At 59.4% G+C, this 21,893-nt stretch carries 21 protein-coding genes; 9 read left to right on the forward strand and 12 right to left on the reverse strand.

Features of this window, described 5'->3' with window-relative positions:
* Window positions 1-183: 183 nt before the first annotated feature.
* Window positions 184-531: a hypothetical protein gene (locus OF122_RS16390; protein WP_264225252.1), complete on the forward strand. Its 348-nt coding sequence runs from the start codon at window positions 184-186 to the stop codon at window positions 529-531.
* A 68-nt stretch (window positions 532-599) separates the two neighbouring features.
* Entirely contained in the window at window positions 600-1,268 is a 669-nt protein-coding gene (locus OF122_RS16395; RefSeq protein WP_264225253.1) for a L,D-transpeptidase, read from the forward strand.
* A gap of 73 nt (window positions 1,269-1,341) precedes the next feature.
* Here OF122_RS16395 and OF122_RS16400 read toward each other — a convergent pair whose 3' ends face one another.
* Entirely contained in the window at window positions 1,342-2,007 is a 666-nt protein-coding gene (locus OF122_RS16400) for an OmpA family protein (protein ID WP_264227690.1), read from the reverse strand.
* Window positions 2,001-2,153, reverse strand: a complete 153-nt coding sequence (locus tag OF122_RS16405; protein ID WP_264225254.1) for a hypothetical protein — start codon at window positions 2,151-2,153, stop codon at window positions 2,001-2,003. Before OF122_RS16405 ends, OF122_RS16400 begins: the two co-directional genes overlap by 7 nt.
* Window positions 2,154-2,429: 276 nt before the next feature.
* Here OF122_RS16405 and hemA point away from each other — a divergent pair, with 276 nt between their 5' ends.
* Window positions 2,430-3,710: a 5-aminolevulinate synthase gene (gene hemA / locus OF122_RS16410; RefSeq protein WP_264225255.1), complete on the forward strand. Its 1,281-nt coding sequence runs from the start codon at window positions 2,430-2,432 to the stop codon at window positions 3,708-3,710.
* Between the two features lie 206 nt (window positions 3,711-3,916).
* Here the strand turns inward: hemA and OF122_RS16415 are convergent, their stop codons facing one another.
* From OF122_RS16415 to OF122_RS16425, 3 genes are all read right to left on the reverse strand, one after another.
* A complete protein-coding gene (locus tag OF122_RS16415) occupies window positions 3,917-4,462 on the reverse strand; it encodes a glyoxalase superfamily protein (protein WP_264225256.1) in 546 nt (181 codons plus the stop codon).
* Between the two features lie 493 nt (window positions 4,463-4,955).
* Complete coding sequence (locus OF122_RS16420) at window positions 4,956-5,591, reverse strand: response regulator transcription factor (RefSeq protein WP_264225257.1); 636 nt, start codon at window positions 5,589-5,591, stop codon at window positions 4,956-4,958.
* Window positions 5,592-6,013: 422 nt separating this feature from the next.
* Complete coding sequence (locus OF122_RS16425) at window positions 6,014-6,664, reverse strand: hypothetical protein (RefSeq protein ID WP_264225258.1); 651 nt, start codon at window positions 6,662-6,664, stop codon at window positions 6,014-6,016.
* Here OF122_RS16425 and OF122_RS16430 point away from each other — a divergent pair.
* Entirely contained in the window at window positions 6,663-6,800 is a 138-nt protein-coding gene (locus OF122_RS16430) for a hypothetical protein (protein WP_264225259.1), read from the forward strand. The genes OF122_RS16425 and OF122_RS16430 overlap by 2 nt on opposite strands.
* Before the next feature lie 640 nt (window positions 6,801-7,440).
* Here the strand turns inward: OF122_RS16430 and OF122_RS16435 are convergent.
* Window positions 7,441-8,403, reverse strand: a complete 963-nt coding sequence (locus OF122_RS16435) for an IS1595 family transposase (protein WP_264225260.1) — start codon at window positions 8,401-8,403, stop codon at window positions 7,441-7,443.
* Between the two features lie 199 nt (window positions 8,404-8,602).
* On the reverse strand, window positions 8,603-9,037 hold the full coding sequence (mscL, locus tag OF122_RS16440) for a large conductance mechanosensitive channel protein MscL (RefSeq protein WP_264225261.1): 435 nt from the start codon (window positions 9,035-9,037) through the stop codon (window positions 8,603-8,605).
* 144 nt (window positions 9,038-9,181) lie between these two features.
* Here mscL and OF122_RS16445 point away from each other — a divergent pair, with 144 nt between their 5' ends.
* A complete protein-coding gene (locus OF122_RS16445; RefSeq protein ID WP_264225262.1) occupies window positions 9,182-10,795 on the forward strand; it encodes an ATP-binding response regulator in 1,614 nt (537 codons plus the stop codon).
* On the opposite strand, the gene OF122_RS16450 is transcribed toward OF122_RS16445, so the two are convergent.
* Window positions 10,792-11,388 carry a TetR/AcrR family transcriptional regulator gene (locus tag OF122_RS16450; protein WP_264225263.1) on the reverse strand — a complete coding sequence of 199 codons (597 nt, stop codon included), beginning with the start codon at window positions 11,386-11,388 and terminating at the stop codon, window positions 10,792-10,794. The genes OF122_RS16445 and OF122_RS16450 overlap by 4 nt on opposite strands.
* A gap of 69 nt (window positions 11,389-11,457) precedes the next feature.
* Here OF122_RS16450 and OF122_RS16455 point away from each other — a divergent pair, with 69 nt between their 5' ends.
* Entirely contained in the window at window positions 11,458-11,883 is a 426-nt protein-coding gene (locus OF122_RS16455; RefSeq protein WP_264225264.1) for a VOC family protein, read from the forward strand.
* Window positions 11,884-11,952: 69 nt separating this feature from the next.
* Here the strand turns inward: OF122_RS16455 and OF122_RS16460 are convergent, their stop codons facing one another.
* Complete coding sequence (locus tag OF122_RS16460; protein ID WP_264225265.1) at window positions 11,953-12,615, reverse strand: response regulator; 663 nt, start codon at window positions 12,613-12,615, stop codon at window positions 11,953-11,955.
* A 224-nt stretch (window positions 12,616-12,839) separates the two neighbouring features.
* Window positions 12,840-13,289: a MerR family transcriptional regulator gene (locus OF122_RS16465; RefSeq protein WP_264225266.1), complete on the reverse strand. Its 450-nt coding sequence runs from the start codon at window positions 13,287-13,289 to the stop codon at window positions 12,840-12,842.
* 227 nt (window positions 13,290-13,516) lie between these two features.
* On the opposite strand from OF122_RS16465, the gene OF122_RS16470 reads away from it, so the two are divergent.
* The 3 genes from OF122_RS16470 to OF122_RS16480 all read left to right on the forward strand — a co-directional run bounded on the left by OF122_RS16470 (window position 13,517) and on the right by OF122_RS16480 (window position 18,662).
* Complete coding sequence (locus OF122_RS16470) at window positions 13,517-16,843, forward strand: peptidoglycan-binding protein (RefSeq protein ID WP_264225267.1); 3,327 nt, start codon at window positions 13,517-13,519, stop codon at window positions 16,841-16,843.
* A 128-nt stretch (window positions 16,844-16,971) separates the two neighbouring features.
* Window positions 16,972-17,904 carry a sulfite exporter TauE/SafE family protein gene (locus OF122_RS16475; protein ID WP_264225268.1) on the forward strand — a complete coding sequence of 311 codons (933 nt, stop codon included), beginning with the start codon at window positions 16,972-16,974 and terminating at the stop codon, window positions 17,902-17,904.
* Entirely contained in the window at window positions 17,901-18,662 is a 762-nt protein-coding gene (locus OF122_RS16480; protein ID WP_264225269.1) for a TIGR02186 family protein, read from the forward strand. Before OF122_RS16475 ends, OF122_RS16480 begins: the two co-directional genes overlap by 4 nt.
* Window positions 18,663-18,665: 3 nt before the next feature.
* Here OF122_RS16480 and pdeM read toward each other — a convergent pair whose 3' ends face one another.
* Window positions 18,666-19,373 (reverse strand): ligase-associated DNA damage response endonuclease PdeM, encoded by a 708-nt coding sequence (gene pdeM / locus OF122_RS16485; protein ID WP_264225270.1) that lies wholly within the window; start codon window positions 19,371-19,373, stop codon window positions 18,666-18,668.
* A gap of 3 nt (window positions 19,374-19,376) precedes the next feature.
* Window positions 19,377-21,878, reverse strand: coding sequence for a ligase-associated DNA damage response DEXH box helicase (locus OF122_RS16490; RefSeq protein WP_264225271.1), 2,502 nt, complete (start codon window positions 21,876-21,878; stop codon window positions 19,377-19,379).
* Between the last annotated feature and the right edge of the window lie 15 nt (window positions 21,879-21,893).

The following is a 21,893-nucleotide window of genomic DNA, read 5'->3' on the forward strand; positions in this document are numbered from 1 at the left end:
ACATTAGGCGGCGATTGTGGCGGGCGCAAAGTCTCAATCGTACCGTCCACAGCATGGAACGCATCGAACCCAGACAATCTTGTGACCGCCGGGCAACACCGGTAGCAGCGCGGTGGCATATCACTGCTCCGTGACCGGTCCGTGCCATTTTCGCGCCACTATTGGTGCGGTAACCGATAGGTCATGATCCGCTACCTGCCTATTCTGATGTTGGCTTTCGGCCTTTTGCTGCTTTCTGCATCGTTCGCCTCCGCACAAACGCCCGGCGAGTCGTTTTCCAAGCAGAACAATTTTTGCGCCGACGCGTCTGCTCGAATCGATGCCGGTTTGGCGCCAACGGCAAAACTGGGGCGCTGCTGGAAACAGATGGGCCTGGGTATTTTGGTACCCGGCTGCCAATTGCACGCACAATTGGTGAGCGTCACCCAGCCGCCGATACCCGATGCGGATCGGTCCTGGCCCGCTCCCATGGATTTGATGGCCGAGGACGGTCCGCCCCCATTGCTCGAAATCCCCCCGCCCCAGGCCTGATCTTTAAGCGATCCATTGCCCTTTTTTCTGGCGAGCGCTCTCGTTCCGCCAAACCGTGAGATTTTGACATGTCCGAACCAACCCTGACCCGGCGCGGCTTTATGGCCGGCGCATCAAGCCTTCTTGCCCTCACCGCCGCCGGATGCACGACCACCACGCAACCGAGGACACAAATCCAGTTGCCTCCGCCGATTTCTCCAGAGGTCGTGACGATGTATGCCGCGCGACCCGAGGAACAGTTTCCCGTCCCTGCCGTCGACCTGCGCTATCTCGACCCAAAATACTACCGCCAACGCGTCCCCTACCCCACGACCGAAAAGGTCGGGACTGTCATTGTCGATACGCCGAACTTCTATCTTTACCATGTGGAAGAGGGTGGCACCGCAATGCGCTACGGAGCGGGTCTGGGCCGTGCCGGCTTTGAGTGGTCGGGCCGCGGGCACATTGCCTATTCGCGTGAGTGGCCGGTGTGGACACCGCCGTCGGAGATGGTGGACCGTCAGCCCGAACTCGAAAAATGGCGTAATGGTCAGCCCCCCGGACTCGACAACCCGCTGGGTGCCCGGGCGCTCTATATCCACGAAGGCAACCGCGACACGATCTATCGAATTCATGGCACAGGTGAGACCTGGACCATCGGTCAGGCGGTCTCGTCAGGCTGCGTGCGGCTGTTGCACCAGGATGTCATCCACCTTGCCGACAATGTTCGCTTCGGGTCGCCGATTGTCGTTCTCTAGAGCATGATCCCAGGAAAAAAGGGCGCTCCGGATAACCGGTGCGCCCTTTTTGTAATGCGAGTGTCGATGCCGACTAGTTGCGGATGGGAACGATCCGAATTTCGACGCGGCGATTCTGAGCACGGCCCGCTTCGGTCGAGTTATCGGCGATCGGGTTGGCCATGCCGCGGCCCTCGACAAAGAAGCGACGCGGATCGACGCCATATTGGGCGAGCAGACGTTGCACCGACGTGGCGCGCTGCTGGGAGAGGGTCAGATTGTAGCTCGCCGACCCTGTAGAGTCGGTATAGCCGATGATATCGACCAGCGTTTGGTTGTATTCCTGGAGCACGAGAGCGACCGAGCGCAGCGTGTTCTGGAACGCGGGCTGGATGTCAGACTGGTTGACACCGAAGGTGATATTGGAAGGCATGTTGAGAACGATATTGTCCCCGACACGAGTGACGGAAACGCCAGTGCCCTGCAACTGGGAGCGGAGCTGCGCTTCCTGCTGATCCATGTAGTTGCCGATCGCGCCGCCGGCCAACGCGCCCACACCGGCACCGATCAAGGCACCGACGCGGGTGTCGCCCATCGCCGAGCCGATCAACGCGCCGCCGATGGCGCCGCCGCCGGCACCCACCAGGGCCCCGCCCGCGGTGTTGGAGAGCTGGGATTCTCCGGTGTAGGGATTGGTCGAACAGCCAGCGAGCAAGAGTGCTGCGACGGCTGTGAGGGCGACTGCCTGTTTCTTCATGATGAGCTCACCGCTTCGTGATTGTTGCCGCGATCATTGATGGCCAATTGCGGCAGGAAAGTGATTGTGGCCGGTTTCAGCATGCCCGCTGTCAGGCTGATTTGGCCAGCCTGTAAGTCGGTCATGATAATGGGAATTTTCCAGGACATGCGGATCGATCGCGTCACTGGGTCGCGCTGACAGCACTCTTTTCCCTGTCACAATTAAGGCTATAGTGCCGCGACAGTGTCCGATCGCCGTGGATTTTGCTTGCGCAATGGCGTGATTTGCCAATGACATCCAACCCGGCGATTTGATAAGGATCATATCGCTCTTCGCGTTAGAGGGGCATGAAAGAAAAGACGCGCCATTTTCAAGGCACGCCATATTGCTATGTATAAATGCGCCGCCGCCCTCGGTTCGGTGACGCCATTGGAGTAGGCCTCATGGACTATCGCGGCATCTTCGAGGATGCGATTGACGCACTTCGGGTTGAAAAGCGCTACCGCGTCTTTGCCGACATCGAACGTATTGCCGGACATTTCCCGCGCGCCGTCTTCCGCGATAGCGCGGACAATGCCCGCGAAATCACCATCTGGTGTTCCAACGATTATCTCGGCATGGGTCAGCATCCCGCGGTTATCGGGGCCATGCAGGAGACCGCGGGCAAGCTGGGCGCAGGCGCCGGCGGGACGCGCAACATTTCGGGTACGAACCGGCCGCTGGTTGAGCTTGAGCGTTCGCTGGCCGATCTGCATCGCAAGGAGGCCGCGCTGGTCTTTACTTCGGGGTTCGTTTCCAACGAAGCGACGATCTCAACAGTTGCCCGGCTTATTCCCGATTGCCTGATCCTATCGGACCAGCTCAATCATGCCTCAATGATCCAGGGCGTGCGCCAGTCGGGCATGGAGAAGAAGATTTTCCGCCACAATGATCTTGACCATCTGCGTGACCTGCTCGCGGCAGTCGGCAAGCAGCGCCCCAAGCTCATCGTGTTCGAATCCGTCTATTCCATGGACGGCGACGTCGCCCCCGTTGAAGCGATTGCCGATCTGGCCGATGAGTACAACGCGATGACTTACATCGACGAGGTCCATGCTGTCGGGATGTACGGTCCGCGCGGCGGCGGCATCTGCGAGCGCGATAATTTGATGGACCGGATCGACATCATTGAAGGCACGCTCGCCAAAGGATTCGGCGTCATGGGGGGCTATATCACCGCCAACAAGGCCATCGTTGATGCCGTGCGCTCCTACGCGCCCGAATTCATCTTCACCACCGCCCTGCCCCCGGCGCTTTGCGCGGCGGCCCGGACCTCGATCGAACACCTCAAGGTCTCAAGTGTCGAGCGTGAGGGCCAGCAGCGTCAGGCCGGTCGCGTCAAACGCGTCCTCGCCGAGGCTGGATTGCCGGTTTTGCCGACTGACACCCACATCGTACCTCTGATCGTGGGTGATGCGCGCCTGTGCAAGGCAGCAAGCGACATGCTGATGGACCGGCATAACATTTATATCCAGCCCATCAATTACCCCACGGTTCCCAAGGGCACCGAGCGGCTGCGCATCACGCCAACGCCGTATCACACCGACGACATGATCGCCGAGCTTTGCGACGCGCTGATCTCGGTCTGGCAGACCTTGGAATTGCAGCGCGATTTCGACATGTCCAAGCTGATGGAGAACAGGCTTGTGGCTGGCGATCTGACGCTACCGACAGTCGGCGGGTAGGCAAATTCGGCCCTTGCGAGCAATCAGCCATGAGCGGGGGTGTTGAAGCGACTGGGGCGTGCTGGCACGCCCCGTTTTTGGTTTCTAGCGCAGATTGAAACCAAAATTGGTCGGGCCCTGGGGGAATTGCCCGTCTGCGGTTTCCGGCACATCATCGCCCACGGTATCAAGCGCGAAATTTCGGGCCCAAACAGTGCCTTTCCCCTTCAGGAGGAAACCCAGATATGGATGCTCTCGGCTGAATACGAGACATCAAGGACTATGTTGCGTTCAATCCAGTCCGCGTCGCCCTTGAGGGCACCGTTCTCAGTGCGATTGAGCATATTGTCAAAGCGCAGATATCGTCCGCCACCCCGAGGATCAACACGCATCCAGATTGTGCCAGCCGTTGCACGTTGGGTCTTCAATTGAGCGGAAAACCGTAATCGTTTGGCGCGGAAAGCCCGGGCTGAAAAGGACCGCATCAAGACGCCGGTCATATCGGGCGGAATCCTGGTGTCGGCTCGTGCCTCGATCATGGCTACGCCTGCGAGCCCCGGTGCAACACCCATGCGGAACATCTCGCGGCTGGAATGGGACGCCGCGAACCAACCTTCGGGCATCTGGAGATCAGGTGGCGACTTTGACGTCTCGCGAGCCGCGAGCACGTTCCAGTCGGCACACCCCAACTGCCGTGCCACGAGTTCGAGGCACTGGCCATGCGAAAGCTCGTGCTCGTATTTGGCCAGGGCGCTGCGAAGCGATTTAGCCATAGTCTTTGGTGCTGGGAAATCCAACATGATTTGATCCTTGCTGGGGCAAGATCATTTGTCAGCGCTCGCGTTACCGACAGCCTGCCCGTTAAGGTCAAACCACGGGTTGTGTCACGTGCATTCACCTGCCCTTTCGGCTGCGAGCGGCGGGCTGCACGAGCCCTGCAAAATCCGGCACCACTGGCGCACTGCTGTCAACGAGTTGTGCTGGCGCGCGGTTTTCTGAAGGCAGGCCGCACCTTGACGCGTCGGATACAGGCGTCCTGCTCGGGGAAAGCCTCCAGCGGCGCCGTTTGCGCTAAGCAATTGGGTAAGTTCGCTGGAATAGTCCGCATAGGTCAAGGATCGCCGCGGGCGACGGTGCGGTGACAAACGAGAGATTTGACGCGTTGACTGCTGCCATGCCGATCTGGACGCTGCCGATGCCGAGATCGATGAACGTCTCGCCCAGACCGGCGCGCCGGTCTGGGCTATGGCCGAGCCCGTTTGATTGTCAGCTCGTAAGAACGATGCGGATCAGGTCAGCGGTATTGCGGGCACCCAGCTTTTCCATGACCCGGGCCCGGTGCACTTCAATTGTACGAGGGGAAATCCCCAACTCGCGACCGGCTTCCTTGTTGGACTGCCCGTTGGTGACCAGTTGCAGGACTTCGCGTTCACGGGGAGTCAGTTGTGAAAAGCCTCTGATCTCGACTTCGCGATGGCCATCGTGGGAGGGTTTTACGTGAACATCGCGCCGCAACGTGTCCCGTACAGCGCGCACGAACCGCTCGGAATCCACCGGTTTGACAAATACATCGCTGGCCCCTGAGCGCATGGCCTCGACCGTTCCATCGACAAGCGGGCGATCCGCCAGCATGAAAACGGGAATGCCCGAACGCATATCCTTGATACGGCGCAGGGCGGGAAGCATGTCTTCACCCTCCAGATCGAAGTTGAGGATCACGACATCTGGCCGCCGCTGTCCAAAACGGGCGATGAAATCGTCACTGTTGCGTGAAATGGCCGTCTGAAAGCCCTCAAGTCGAAACAATACGTCGAGCCCGTCACATGTAGGCTCATCGCTGTCGACGATGTGGACCAACCGGTCCCGATTGAGAAATGGCCGATAAGAAATTTCCGAATTCATTGCTTTCTCCAGTTCTTTCGGGATGCGTCGTGCGAAACGGGCACGGCGAGCCCCCTCTCCGATTGAGTGTCAAAAGGCAAATCCCACCAGCCGAAGCCGGTGCCACGCTCTTAAATCCGCCGCCTGAATTCCAGCATGCAGCATCCATCTGCTTCCGGGCTTCAGCCCGAAACAGTGGCACGTCGCTGACAATGCCTTGTACTCAGATCGGCTCGGCGATTGCTAAGATGAATCGCGCACGAAGTTTGCTATAGGGAGCGATTTCTGCCGTTCGGACTCTTCCCTATCACTGACTACGTATGAATAGGACTATAATCCCAATTATATACTTGAGAAAGCAAGCCGGATGAGTGATAGTGATTCGCGACAGGCCAGCGCTTTAAATAAGACTGAGATCACGCCCGAGATGGTCGAGGCGGGGATCAGAATTTATCTGAAATGGCAAGAAGGCGAAAATTACCAGATTGCTGATCTTGTAAGAGATCTTTATCGGGAATTACAAAACCAGCGCTGCTCACTTTCCCGCCCATGAAATTGATGGCGACTAAAAGCGCGCCGTTTAGGTGGGCGATGTCGTGCCAAAGTTTTTCGAGGATGTCTGGGGTGACTGGAAGAGACTTTGATTTCCCTTTTACCTCGCCGTGCGCTGTGTAACTTGCTCCTTGCGCCCCTGCTTCATCATCCTCGCCGTCGCCGCCTAATTCGTAGTAGCCGTGGGCGACCAGGTTGCGCCTCCAGTGGAGGTCTGCGGCGTTACCGCAAATCTGGTCGAAGGTTTGCGTCAAATCCGGAAAGAGGGCCGCGGTATATTCGCGCATCAAATCACGGAACAGTTCCTTTCTCTTTTTGAAGGCGAGCCGTTTCCACCCCTGTGGTGGTGACTTGTAAAGTCTCTCTGATATCGCTTCGATCATCACGTCCATGCGGACCTCAAAAGCGCCCCAGTAGACGACGATCTGCCCAATGAGCATAGCAACGTCATCCTTAAGTGGAATCAGAAAAGTGTGCGCATCCGGCTTGAGATGCGTTAGCTTAAAGGAGCCTTCGATTTTGATGGTGGTTTGATCTGGCATGAAAGAGTCCCAAAATGATGAGCAGCGGTTCCAAGAGACGCTAAAGCGCATGCTCAAGACGCCGCCGAAGCCGCATAAACCGAAAGAAGATGGCCCGGCTCGTAAGCCGGACCAAAAGGAGGAAAAGCCAGAATGAGGCTTTGGATTATCGACGTCCTAGCCCGAGTGCTCGGGGTGCCGTTACGGGCGGACGGTGTGCCGCTGGGAGCGACGGAGCATCTACCCAAGCGTTTTGGATTAGATAGCTCGGAACAAGTAAGTTCCGCATCATCGCATCTGTGGCCTCAATCACCAAAATCCGGTCATTCGCGGACAATTTCTGGTTGAGGTAGGCGTACAGTTGCTGCTCCGTGAGCCCAGTGCGAATGAACCACACCGTCTCTAGAACACGATGGACTGTCGCTCCGAACAGCGCACGGATATGGCGATCCATTTCCGCGTGCGTCGGAGATTTTCCGTTTAGGTCGTAAGAAAAAAAGTACTTACCCATTTAGGGCATCCTTTATGTGATGCCGCACTGAGGGCTTGAACGATTCGCGGAAATCTGCATTATCGGTTTTGTCATATCAGACATTGGTTCGCCCTTCAGGTACAGCGATTGAAGTTAGACTGGTCCCGCGCTGGAACGCGGTCAGCCATTGAGTATAAGGATTCGATTCTCTCGATCCTGTCTACCGATGTTCATAAGTTGTTCACGGCGAATCCGCCCCCGAAGCTATGGCTTGCGGGGGCTTTTCTTTGCGCGGCGCTTTCTCTTGAGTTTGACCGCGCGCTGCTTAGGCGTTAGCGGCTTCACCAATCCGCCGATAGGTCAAGCGCTTGCCACGAATAGCTGCCAACAGCATATCGTGGCGCTCCTGATCGCTGATCTTGAGGGCGGTGCGGCGGTTATAGCGGAAATCGAATTCCGCAAGGTAGCGGTGCAGGTGCTTTTCGGCGCAGTGCTGATAAACGCCAGTCATACCGCGCTTGAACACCGAGAACACGTTCTCAATGGTGTTGGTGTGGACGATGCCACGGGCGTATTCCTTGGCGCTGTGGTTTACCGTTTCATGGCCAGCATATTCCTTGCCGGTTTCTGTGTAGAAGCGGCTTTCGTCGGTGTAGAGCGTTGAGGTGCGCGGGGCATTGGTGAACAGGATTTCGCGCAGCCCTTCCTTGGTGGCGCTAGGCACATGGAAGGAACGGACGCGACCGCCGCGCTCGACAAGGGCAAAGACGGTCTGCTTTTTCGTGCCGAGCTTCTTGGACTTGTAGGGCTTGCCTTCGCGGTAGGCTGGCATGGCCTGATCTTCACGCTTGCCGATGTAGGTTTCGTCGGCCTCGATGGTCTTGCCTTCGCCGCCGATGGGGCCGGATGACGAAACGTCCTCTTTCATGGCTTCGCGAATACGGTGAGCCATGAACCATGCCGTTTTGTAGGTCACGCCAAGCATGCGGTGCAACTGGTGCGCGCTCATGCCTTTCTTGCTGGACGCAACAAGGAAAGTCGCCAGCAGCCATTTATTCAAGGCGATCTTGGAGCGCTCAAACACGGTGCCAACGGTCACGGAGAACTGCTTGCGGCACTCCATGCAATTGTAGAGGCCGGGGCGATGCGCCTTGCCCTTCATGGTAGTGATGCGTTCGCCATCGACATTGCCGCAATGGGGGCAAACCGGGCCATTCGGCCACTGCATTGCCTCAAGGTGTTCGCGGGCTGCGTTTGCGTCCTGAAAGATCGGATTGTCGAGGTTCATAGCGGTAACTCCTTGTCACCTTTATGAATCTTGGGTCGTGCTTTGTCAAGTATATAATTAGGACTATAATCTTATTTTCGTTCAGGCAATAGGATAAAATACGTAGTTTGGGCGCATTTCATCAGCCCGAGTTAGAAAAAGGCCCGCTCCTATAAGCGGGCCTTTTGTCGGTATTTGCTGTTGTGTCGCGGTTGAGCGGCTAGCCCTTGGCTTTGAGAATATCGCGAATCTCGCCGAGAAGGACCACTTCGCGGGGTGGCGCTGCCGGCTCTTCAGGCTTTTTCTCCTCCTCACGCCGCAGCATGTTGATCCCCTTGACCATCATGAACAGAGCGAGTGCGACGATGACGAATTTCACCAGCGCATTGATAAACAGCCCGATGTTGAGGGTCGCCACGCCTGCTGCCTGTGCAACCGCCAGAGACGGCACCGCTACGCCTTCGGGATTGGAAAGCACGATGAAAAGATTGGAGAAATCTACGCCACCGAGCACGAGGCCGATCAAAGGCATGAAGATGTCGTCGACCAGCGACGACACGATCGTGCCGAATGCACCACCGATGATGATACCCACGGCCATATCGACCATATTGCCCTTGACGGCAAATTCCTTGAATTCTTTGACGAATGACATCGCTGTGTCCCCTGTCCTTGCTTCCGCACCCGCGCGGCCCTTGAAAGCTAGCCCCGATTCCCCAGCCCTGTCCATTGGAATGACTTGACATTTCCGCCTCGAGAGGGCCACGACAACAGCCCAGGGCGGGGTTAGGAGCACCGCATGTCCGACAGCACAGTTCCCGAGCAGGTCGCATTCGAAGCCGGTTTGACCGGCGCCATCGATCACCTTCCCTATGGCCTGGCCGTGTTCGATTCCGAGCTCCATTTGGCCACAGCCAATACGCAATATCGGGTCGGCATGGGACTGCCGCAGTCGCTGATGGCTTCGGGCACCCCGCTGGACGAGATATTGCTGTTTATGGCCCGGAGGGGCGACCTTGGTCCCGGAACGCCACAAGTGGTCGCTGATCAAAGGCGGCGACTGATAACCGCCGAAGCCACCACACTTACCCAGCGTACCAACATTTCGGGCCATCAGCTCGAAATCCACACCGCGCGGCTCCCGGATGGCGGACTGCTCATTTCCTTTTCCGATGTCACCGACCGTGCCCGCGCCGAGGCCGCGCTGGAGCAGGTCAACCATACGCTTGAAGAGCGGGTGAACGACCGCACGCGCGCCCTCACGCTGCTCAATGCGGAACTGGAAAAAGCCCGCGCCAAGGCTGACGCCGCCAACCACGAGAAAACGCGGTTTCTGGCCGCCGCCAGCCACGATCTTCTGCAACCACTCAATGCTGCGCGGCTCTATACCTCGACGCTTTTTGAGCGCACGCGCGGCACGCCGACGGCCGAACTGGCCTCGTCGATCGATGCTTCGCTCAACGCAGTTGAAGACATCATGTCCACGCTGCTCGATATCTCACGCATGGATTCCGGAGCACTCAAGGTCACGCGGACCAACATCGATATTCTCGATCTCTTGAAAAAGATCGAGATCGAGTTCCAGCCGCTCGCCAGCGAAAAGAATATCGATCTGCGGGTCGTCGGCGCGTCATTCACGGTGCGTTCGGATCGGATGCTTCTAGCCCGGGTCATCCAGAATCTGGTGTCAAATGCCATCAAATACACGCGGCCGGGAGGTCGCGTTCTGGTCGGGTGTCGCCGGCGCGGCGACAACGTGCGACTTGATGTGATCGACACGGGCATCGGCATCGACCGTCATCAGCATCAGATGATCTTCACGGAATTCTCACGGCTCGAGCAAGGTGCCCGTATTGCGCCGGGATTGGGATTGGGCCTGTCGATCGTCCAGCGCATCCTTGCCGCGCTCGACCATCCGATGGAAATCGACAGCACGGTGGGCAAGGGTTCACGGTTTTCCATTACCGTTCCGCTCATCGCCATGGCGGCACGCGCACCTGAGCCGGTCAATTCGGCATCGGTGCGGGAAAGCTCCCAACTTGAAGGGCTGCATGTCCTTTGTGTGGACAATGAGCGCTCGATCCTCGACGCCATGTCGGGTCTGCTGGAAAATTGGGGGTGTGACGTGCGCACAGCGACGTCGCTGAAGGAAATTGCCCAATTGGGCATGCTCGAAGGCTGGGTACCTGATCTGGTCTTGATGGACTACCATCTCGACCAGACCTCCGGGCTCGATGCGATCGAATGGCTCAAGCAGATCGTCGGCGGGCATCTCCCCACGGTGCTGGTTACCGCCGACCAGACGCCCGCAGTCCGGAAATTGGCCGAAACGCGCGGCACACCGGTGCTCAACAAGCCGGTCAAACCGGCAGCGCTTCGCGCCCTGCTCAGCCAGATGAGCAAACAGCTTTAAGTCTTGCTGGCGATTCCGGTCAAAAGCGCCTCGAGAATCGTTTCCCATTCAGCACGATTTCCTCCCGCCTCAATAGCCAACGCCGCCCTGTCGAAGGCCGATGATATGACTTGGGTGAGCGGATCAAGCGGCAGCTTGGGTATTGCTCCGGCCGCCATGGCAATACCTAAGCCCTCTTGCAGCGTCCGCGCACTGTGACACATGTCGATGGCCTCGGCCTCGGCATGCCCAAGAATTGCGGGCGCATCCAGCAACAGCAGCCGGGTACGGCCAGGGACGGCCATGGCATCGAGATAGGCACGCCCCCCGGACAGCAGAGCCACGTAGGGGGCGGTGCCCTGTGAGGAAGACTGCTCGATCTCCCGAGCGACCGCTGCCGCTTCGGCATCCACAACAGCAGCGAACAGCGCCTGCTTATCGGCAAAGTGGTGATAAAGTGCGCCGCGCGTGACGCCTGCTTTCGCAACAATCTCGGGAGTGCCGATTTCGCCATAGGGCCGCGCGGTGAACAATGCGCGTCCCGCTGCGATCAGAGCGGCGCGGGTGGCGTCCGATCTTTCCTTGTTACTTCGTCTGGCGGATTCCATTTGCATACATTCAGCCTGTATGTTATTTCACGTTTACATACAGACAGTATGTCTGCTTTGCAGGAAAGGGAACCCATGAATCCGACCAGTTTTTATCCCGTCATAATGACGGACAACGTGACATCGTCCGCCGCATTCTTCGTTGAAAATTTCGATTTTCAGGTGCTCTTTGACAGCGACTGGTATGTCCACCTGCAATCGAACGCCAACCCGGCCATCAACTTCGCCGTGCTGGACAAGGCCCATCATACGATTCCCAAAGCCCATCGCGGGCAGACCGGCGGCGTGCTGCTCAACTTCGAAGTCGATGATGTCGACGCCCAGTATGAGCGGCTTAAATCGGCAGGAGCGACACTCGTTCTCGATATTCGGGACGAGGATTTTGGCCAGCGCCATTTCATCGTCACCGACCCGAACGGTGTCATGGTCGATGTCATAAAGCCCATTCCGCCCAGCGCGGAGTTCGCTGCCCAGTATGCCCCAGAAGCACTGCCTCAGTAGCATCCGGCGAACCGAGGGCGCTCCGGAGATTATTCGGAGCGCGCATTCTTGATGAAAACAGGGCTGGCTCTAGACCTGCTGATCCTCAACGAGCTGGGCAAACTGACCCTGCTCGATCTTGGACGCGGCAATGACCGCCTGGGTGCGGCTGTCGACGTTGAGCTTTTGCAGGATCGCCGAGACGTGCGCCTTGACGGTAGCCTCCGAAATCGAAAGCTCGTAAGCGATCTGCTTGTTCATCAGCCCGTCCGAAAGCATCATAAGGACGCGAATCTGTTGCGGGGTCAGCGTTGCGAGCCGGGCCAGCACCTCAGTCTGCTCATCCTGCCCGTCCAGCGAGACGCCTTCCGGAACCCACAGCCCGCCGGCCAGGATGGTATCGATCGACTCACGAATGCGGGCCGCACTTTCAGACTTGGACAGGAACCCTGATGCGCCAAGGTCGAAGCACCGCCGGATCACCGCGGTGTCTTCGACCGCCGAAACGATCATCACGGGAACTTCTGGAAATTGCGCCCGCAAGAGAAGAAGGCCCGAGAAGCCGCGTACGCCAGGCATATTGAGGTCGAGCAGGACGAGGTCGCAATCGCGGTTGGCTTCGAGTGCCGTACTCAAGCCTTCGATATCTCCGGCCTCCTCGAACGCCATGCCGCTATCCCGGCCCTCCAGCGTCTGGCGCAAGGCGGCCCGAAAGAGGGGATGATCGTCGACGATGATGATACGATGGCTCATTGGGGCGCGGGACCTCGCCGGGGCAGGAATGGTTCTGGAGGTTTTCTAGACCCCAAGAGTAAACACAATGGAGATAATGCGAAGTTCGCGCCACGAATCAAGCATTTGTCGTGTTTTGGGCCGATTGCGTCCCCGAGACTGCTCAGAGAGCGCTGTTCCATCACAATCTGCAGGCATTCGGCGTCAGGAATCGAGAGGATGATTCTATCTTGCAGCCACCGCGATCATATGATGTCGCCGCGCCCGTCGGGGTCCTGGGGCTCGGCCAGCATCCCTTCGATGATTTGTTCGACGCGTGCCAATTCAGCCAGCGACTTTTCGATGGCTGAGCGCCTCTGCTGGAGCAGATGGCGCTGGTGATGCACTTTGTCGAGTGCACGCCGCAGGTGGTCGTACGAGCCGTCGCGTAGATCGTAGGTGTCGAGATACTCCTGTATCTCACGCAAGGTGAGCCCTACCTGCTTGCCATCGAGGATGATGCGCAGCCGCACGCGGTCACGGTTGGTATATAGGCGCTTGTTGCCTACCCGGCGGGGGCGCAACATGCCCTTGTCTTCATAAAAGCGCAGAGTCCGATGCGTAATCGAGAACGCGTCGGCGAGTTCGGCAATCGTATAGATTGCCGGCCCCTCGCTCTGGCGCGTCGCGCGGTCCTTGCGGGCTGGTCCACTCATCTTGTGTCTTGCTGCTGTGTTGTCTTGGATCGGCTTGCGGATCAGTCGAACATCACCACGAACCGAGACCCGACGCAATCCGTGCTCAAAAATAGCAATTGGATCAATGCAGAATGCAAATGTGGTTAACGCGATATTTACCATAAACTGTCGAAAGTCAGGGTAGGCGATTCCATCGCCGGAAACGGTGCGGTCGACGTGCCGTCGGGAGCCTGTCGGAAAGCACTATGGCGCGAACGAATCCACATCACGACTGGGATGAGCCGCAAACCGCCCTTCGCCGGTCAAACGGAGCCGAATGGGAGAGCCTGCGAAACGAACTCGTGGCTCTGCTCGACCAGGTCGAAGACCAGGTGGCCACCAGTCATGCGACCAAGGCCGCCCCTCAGCCCGCTGCGCCGGTCCGCCCGGCACCTCGCCAGCCCGATCGCCATTCCGAAGCCTTGCGAAGTGTGCGCCAAGCGGTAACCCGCCTTGCCGACCGGTCGCCGGACGATCGTCCTGTGATGCGCGAAAGCGTTGTCGACGCCATCAATCAGATTCGGGCCCGCCAGACCGGTGACACTCTGCCCCAATCCCCCAAGCCGGAAATCGCAGCGCCAGTATCTTCGCAACGCTCGGAGCTTGCCGACTTTGCCAGTTCACTCGATGCGATCGGAGAAAAGATCGCGGGGTTTGAAGACCGGATCGGCCAGCGACTTGAATCGCTGGGCGAAAAGTCAAACATCGCCGGTCAGATCGATCAGCTCAGCGAAGTCATAGAGATGCTGGCCGGCGCGGTTGGGGAAACCGGCCAGATCAAGCGCATCGAGGCCCAGATCGGCAATCTTGCCGAAATGATCGCGTCTGATCGCCGGTCAGGAGAGGACATAACCTCCCAGCGGATCGAAGAACTCACGACCACGATTGAAAAGCTTGTGAGTCACCAGCTCCAGACAAGCGAACGTGATAGCCAACAGGCTGCGCTGGCCGATGATCGCCAGGCACAAGCCATGGCCATGATCGAGCAGAGCGTTCGCTCTATTTACGATCGCATCGATAGTCTTGAAGCAAGCCAATCGCGCCCCTCGGATGATATCGAGCGTTTGAGCCGCGACATGGCAGCACTGACCGAAGCGGTCAGCAGGCCCGCCGAACCCACAAGTCTCTTGGACAAGATCGACGCTTTAAGCGCGCGCATTTCGACCATCGAAGCACCCTCGCGCGATGAAGCGGCCATGCTGGCCGAAAGCGTTGCCGTGCTGCGCGACGTCATTGCCGAAACGATCGAGCCGCGCTTTGCTCAGCTTGAACAGCGCATGGAAGCGATCGCAACGCCTACCGCAGCGCCGGCTATCGAAACCATTGAAGCCCAATTGCGCCAGATCGCCAAGCGGGTCGATGAAACCGGAGCCCAGCTCAAGGCACTGGCCGACCTGGAGACGTCGGAGGCGCCGACAGGGCCCGATCTTGAGGCGCTTGCGGACATGATAGCGAGCAGGGCCCAGGGATTGCCTGGCTCTGGTTCGGCAGAAACCGACGGAATCGAAAAAGCCGATCTTGCCGCGCTCGAAGAGCGCCTGGCATCACTTTTTGCGCGCAACACCGAGAATGCCGCCGAGGCGAGCAATCTTTCAGGCGTGCGCAATTCAATCGCGCAGGTCGACAATCGCATTGCCCGGCTCGAGGCCATGCTCAACAGCAAGCCTGCTGCAAATCCCGAGGTTGAACCGGTTGCTGCCGAGCCGGCAAAAACGCCTTCACAACCCCGCCGTAAGCCTGAAGACGCCATGCCGATCGATCCGGCCACCGGCGCTGCGCGCCGCGTTCTCGGTCAGGGCGCGGTCGAAATCGAAGATAGCCCGGTCGAAACCAAGAACGTCGCCGAGCCCGAGCCAAATTTTGCAATCGACCCTGCGGCGATCGACCGACCGGCCAAGCCGAAATCGAGCCTTACAGAACGCGAAAGTCCTTTTGAACCTTCGGCGCCCGCCCCACAGCCGAGCTTGAATCCCGGCGTTTCCAGTTCAACGCGGGCCAGCTTCATTGAGGCCGCGCGTCGCTCGGCCCGCCAGCCTCTGGCTGACGATGTCGGGGAACCAAAATCGCTGATCGGGAGAGCTCTGGCCCGTTTCCAGCGCGACGATACTGAAGCGGACAGACCCGAGCCCCCCCGCAATCCCCAAATGGAAGCCGGATCGGAGCCAGTTGCCGAGGCGCGGCACGACGGCGAAGAAGGGGAAAGCTTCGAGGAGAAGGCGCCGGGCCTTTTTGCCCGCAACCGACGATCCTTGCTGCTCGGGACTGCACTTGTTGCCGTCATTGCCTTGGCCGCACCGCTGATCATAGGTCGAATCATGCCGTCACGCACGGCCCAACCGAGCGCCGAAAGCGCCCAGGTCGTGGAGCCGACGGAAACTGTGGAAGACGCGGATCCTGTCGCAGAAGTCAGTGCGACGCAAGCCGACACAACCACCGCCGAGCCGGATTTGGCCCTGATGCGTGCAGCGGCGCAGGCTGAGGCTACGGCCGAGGACGAGACCACGGCTGCTAACGAACTCACGTCCAATGTTCGCGTCATCGAACAACAGCCGCGTCTTACGGCAGCGACTGTGGATTCGGACGCATTGACAGCAATGCCGACCATCGATCCTGTAACAACTGCCGCCGTCGGGCCGGCAAGCAGCTATGCCGGGTCGTCGGACGGCACCTCTTTGCCGGCGATTACCGCACCCGCTTCGATCGAACCGGCAGCGCTGCGCGAAGCCGCCGATGAGGGCGATCGCTTTGCCCAGTTTGAAGTGGGAGCCATTATCACCGAGGGGACGGTCGTCGAGCAGGACTTCAGCCAGGCTGCGGCCTGGTATGAGCGCTCGGCAAGCCAGGGTTTTGCCCCCGCTCAATACCGGCTGGGCAGCCTTTATGAAGGCGGACGCGGAGTCGAGCGTGACCTCGAACTGGCCCGGCTTTGGTATCAGCGCGCCGCGGAAGCTGGCAACCGGATGTCCATGCACAATCTCGCCTCGCTCTATGCGAGCGGAGAGCTGGGAGAGCAGGATTTCGCAGCAGCGGCACATTGGTTCGAGGAAGCTGCCGGGCGGGGCCTGACGGACAGCCAGTTCAATCTGGGCATGCTCTATGCGCGCGGTCTAGGTGTCGAACAGGATTTTGAGAAGTCCTATGTGTGGTTTTCGCTTGCGGCCCGCTCCGGCGACGAGGATGCGGCCAATTCACGCGATGATGTGGCCCGTTCGCTCGAATCCGACGCCATCCAGCGGCTTGACGATACAGTTGCGGCGTGGAGCCCCGTCGATATCGACATCGCTGCCAATTTTGCCCCCATCGGCACATGGGACGAGGCGTTTGACCCCGGCCCAGCCATAACCAACCAGGATGTGGTGCTTCGCGTGCAGATGCTTTTGGGCAAGCTCGGTTACGATGTGGGAACGCCCGATGGTATCCCCGGCCCCAAGACCAGCGAAGCCGTTGCTGCCTTTGAGCGTGCCGCAGGCATGAGCGAAAGCGGCGTCGTCAATCCGCGGCTTCTGGCCGTTCTGGGCAGCCAGCCGGTCTAACCGCTCCACGATTGGGGGACGACGAGGGCTGCGCAACCTAAGCTTTTATTTAGGCTCACGTCGTTACACTATCGGCACGGGTGCTTTGACTGGCACCATCTGACACCAGCCTCTGATTGGGCCCGGCCGTGCTGATCTATTTGCCCATCGCGGAAATGTCGGTGAACCTTTTCTTCCTTGTGGGGATCGGGGGCGCAATCGGATTTCTGTCCGGCCTGTTCGGGGTTGGCGGTGGGTTCCTTCTGACCCCTTTGCTGATCTTTTCTGGCGTTCCGGCTCCAGTTGCCGTCGCCTCAGTCACTGGGCAGGTCGTTGCAGCCTCTACGTCGGGCGCCCTGTCCTACTGGCGGCGCGGTGGCATCGATCTCACGCTGGCCATGTTCCTGGTGACCGGCGGTGTGGTTGGAGCCGGGGTGGGCGTGTGGATATTTGATCTGCTGCGCTCGCTTGGCCAACTCGATCTGGCCATTTCGTTCGGCTATCTGATTTTTCTGGGCTCCATCGGTTCGCTGATGCTGATCGAGGCCATTCGATCGCTTGTTCGCTCACGCCGAACCGGTCCGCCGCCACGCCGCATGCCGGGTCAGCACAACTGGGCTCACGGGCTGCCGCTGCGTTTCCGATTCAAGCGCTCCAAGCTCTATATTTCGATTATTCCGGTCATCGGCATCGGCTTTCTGATCGGCATTGTCGGCTCCCTGCTTGGGATTGGCGGGGGATTCATCCTCGTGCCAGCGCTCGTCTATCTGCTCCGCATCCCCGGGTCGGTCGTGATCGGCACCTCGCTCCTGCACGTGCTGGCGGTCATGGCTGCGACCTGCATCCTTCATGCTTATCAGAGCCAGAGCGTGGATATTCTGCTGGCGTTTTCCCTCATGGTCGGCAGTGTTGCGGGCGCCCAATTCGGCGCATCGGCCGGACAGTATCTGCGTGGCGATCAGTTGCGGTTCCTGCTGGCGCTTATCGTGCTTGGGGTTGCAATCCGCTTTGCACTTTCGCTGTTTCTTGCTCCGACCGATCCGTTCTCGACATCGGTCCTAGGATTTGGAGAAGGGTTGTGACGGCGGTCCGCATCCTGCTGGCGCTTTTCGCGCTCCTGGCCATGCTCACCGGCGCGAGTGCGCAAAGTCTGGTGTTCGGCACCTCCGATCCCACCATTTCGATCCATTCCAACTTCGCTGGCGAGACCATAACGCTGTTCGGCAACATCGAGCCCAGTCTCGATGGTACGCCGCCGCAAGGAACGTTTGATGTGGTTTTCGTTATTCGTGGACCGGTCGAGGAACGCGTGGTGCGGCGCAAATCGCGCCAGTTCGGCATCATGCTCAATGCCGACCATGCGCTGTTTTCCGGTCTGCCATCGTTTTATCGCGTGCTGTCGAGCCGGCCGCTCGAAACCATTCTCGATCCCGAAGTCATTGCGGAGCGCAATCTCACCGTCCAAGCTCAGGCTGCCTTGGCGCTTGAGGAAACGACTGGGAATGTAGCCCTTTTTGAAAACGAGTTGGTGCGGCTGATGGGCGAGGCCAATTTGTACCGAACGGACGAGCGCGGTATCAGCTTTTTGTCCCCGACCTTTTTTTCCACCCGGGTGATACTTCCGGCCCACGTGCCCAACGGCATTTTTCTTGCCCAGGCGCTGGTGGTGCAAAACGGCCAGGTGGTTGCCCAGGGCGCGCAGCGCTTTTTTGTCCAGAAGTCGGGATTTGAGCGGTTTATCGGCGAGGCCGCCGTCAACCAACCTTTGCTCTATGGCATCGCCACGGTGCTGCTGGCGCTCGTTACCGGCTGGCTGGGCGGCGTGCTGTTTCGACGCTGAAACTCAACCCGATACCAGACGCTGGCGGCTGATCGGGTAAAGCCTCTCGCGGCCCAGCATCATCACCTGAATGCAAGCGCGGTCGAACAACCCGGCAAAGGCGGGCGAAAGCACATTGAGACTTCCTGTGGACGCTCCATAGGCGGGCAGTATCAGAAGGTTCTCATCCCACACAAAACATGGCCGGCGCGAGGACTTGCCATTCATCGACACCCGCGCCGCCGGGTGGAGATGACCGGCGATCAAACCGGCAACTCCCGCCTGCGGCTCATGACGCAGTAAACAACCCGAAACAGCCAGTTCGCCGCAGCAGGTGCCGCCGAGCGTATGGGGCGCGGGGTCGTGATTGCCGGCGATCCAAACCCAATCAATCTGCGCAACGAGGCCAGCCAGTCGCTCGCGATCATGGACCATGAGCGTTGTAGTGCCCTCGTCGCGATGGAAACTATCACCCAACGCAAAGATGCGCCGTGCACGCGTGAGCGCAACATCGCGATCGAGCCGTTTGAGCGTCATCGACGTGTCGTAGGGCGGCAGCAACTGGCCCGAGCGCGCATAGCTTGACAGCTTTTCGAGATGAAGATCGGCAACGAGCAGGGCTTCGGCGTCCGGCCAGTAGAGCGCACCCGAGGGTAGCGGGAGAAAGGTTTCGCCCGCAAATCGGATCGTTTCCTGCATCTCGGTGCCGCCAACGGGCTGAGCCTGTGCCAATTGCTATCCCTGGTTCGTCGGAATATCTGTGCCGATCGCCTCTGCGATCAAATCCTCTGCAGCCTCGCGCAGAACCGCTTCGCGCGCTTCCCCAAAGATCGGCTCCTTGCCGATGTCGAGCAGTACAGGTACCGCAAGAGGCGAGATTCGGTCCAGCCGCTTGTGCCTGATGTGCCGCCTGATGCGTCTCAGGGCGAGCCCGAGACGTTCGATATCGAGCAATCCCCGCGCAGCATCGCGCCGCGTGGCTTCGATCAGAATATGATCGGGCTCGTGCTGGTAGAGCACGTCATAGATGATGTCCGAGCTTACGGTGATCTGACGCCCCGATTTTTCCTTGCCCGGATGCCGACGCTCGATAAGCCCCGAAATGATAGCACAATTTCGGAAGGTTCGCTTCATCAGCGCCGACTCATCGAGCCAGGCCTCCAGATCGTCACCCAGCATATCCTCATCGAACAATTGATCGAGCGAAAGCCGATCCGAAGCGATCAACGCTCCAAGGTCGGCGGCGCACCAGATGGCCAGCGCATAATCGGAAGCGACGAAGCCCAAGGGCTGCGCTCGGGCCCGCTCGAGCCTTCGCGTTAGCAACATTCCCAATGTCTGATGGGCCAGGCGTCCCTCGAAGGGATAGCAGACCATGTAGTGCTTGTCGGCACGCGGAAATGTTTCCACCAAAAGGCTGTCGCTGTCGGGCAGCACCGAAGCGTAATTTTGCAGGTCCAGCCACTCGCGCACCTGATCGGGCAGGACACGCCAACCCTCTGGATCGGCGAGGATCTTGCGCACCTTGTCGGCCAGAAAGGTCGAGAGCGGAAATTTTCCGCCCATATAAGAGGGAATTTTCGGATTGTCGGAAAACGAGCGCGACACATAGGCCTCGGTTTCCACGACCCCCTCGAAGGCAACGATCTCGCCGCCGAACATGAAGGTGTCACCGCGCACGAGTTGATCGATGAAATACTCCTCGATCTCTCCCAACATCCTGCCCCCGCGCCCGATCGGCCCTGTCGTTGCGCCCTTGCGCACACCGCGGGCCCGCACCAGCCGCACCTTGAGCATTGGCTCCTCGACAATGGTGCCGACATTAAGCCGGTACTGTTGGGCGATCTGTGGATTGGCAATCCGCCAGAGCCCGTCGGCGGTCTTGCGCAGCTTTGCAAACCGTTCATAGGCCCGTAGCGCGTATCCACCGGTCGAAACGAAATCGAGAACCCGGTGAAATTTTTCTCGCGTCAGGTCCTTGTAGGGCCAGGCCGAGATGATTTCGGCAAAAGTTTCATCCTCATCAAGGGGGTCGGCGCAGGCTCGCCCCAGAATGTGCTGGGCGAGCACGTCCAGACCGCCGGACAGAGGTGTTTCGCTGTCCTGCGCACCCTCGGCCACGGCCTCCAGCGCCGCCTCGCATTCGAGCACTTCGAACCGGTTGGCGGGAACGAACATGGCTTTGGACGGTTCGTCGAGCCGGTGGTTGGCGCGCCCGATCCTCTGGAGCATGCGTGACGCCCCCTTTGGCGCGCCGACCTGCACGACCAGATCGACGTCGCCCCAGTCGATGCCCAGATCGAGCGTTGAGGTACAGACGACGGCGCGCAGCACGCCAGACACCATGGCACTTTCGACCTTGCGGCGCTGTTCGACCGAGAGCGAACCGTGATGGAGCGCAATCGGCAGCGCCTCGTCGTTGATTGCCCAGAGGTTCTGGAACAGCATCTCGGCCTGCGATCGCGTGTTGACGAACAGCAGTGTCGTGCCGTGCTGTTTGATCGTTGCGTAAAGGTCGGGCACCGCATAGGCGGCGGAATGGCCCGCCCAGGGCAGTCTCTCCTCGCTGGCGAGGATCGAAAGCTGCGGCGCTGCGCCGCCGGGCGCATTAAGCAGCACCGCCGGATTTGGCGCGACAGGCGCAGCGATCCAATCTCGCAGGATTTCGGGCTGGGCGACAGTCGCCGAAAGCGCGGTGACCTTCACATCGGGCGACAATCTGGCCAGTCGCGCGACACCAAGGCTGAGCAGGTCGCCGCGTTTGGAGGTGACGAGCGCGTGCAATTCATCGAGCACGACACGCCGCAGGCTTCCGAACAGCCTGACGCTGTCGGGATGGCTTAAGAGCAGCGCCAGTTGTTCGGGCGTCGTCATCAGGATGTGTGGTGGATCGAAGCGCTGGCGCTGACGGCGCGAGGCGGGCGTGTCTCCGGTCCGGGTTTCGACCTTGATCTTCAATCCCATTTCGCGCACCGGATCGCCCAGATTGCGCGCCACATCGACGGCCAGCGCCTTGAGCGGTGAAATGTAGAGCGTGTGCAGCCCTTCCATGGGGCTGCCGATCAAATCCTCAATGGAGGGCAGGAACCCAGCCAGCGTCTTGCCCGCCCCCGTCGGAGCGATTAGCAACACCGAATTGCCGGCTCGTTCGGCTTCGAGCACTGCCAATTGGTGCGGGCGTGCCTGCCAGCCCTTGGCGGCAAACCAGTCGGCAACAATGGGTGAAAGTGCGGTCACGATATCGGCAGCTAT

It is taken from the genome of Pelagibacterium flavum (assembly GCF_025854335.1).
Lineage (GTDB): Bacteria > Pseudomonadota > Alphaproteobacteria > Rhizobiales > Devosiaceae > Pelagibacterium > Pelagibacterium flavum.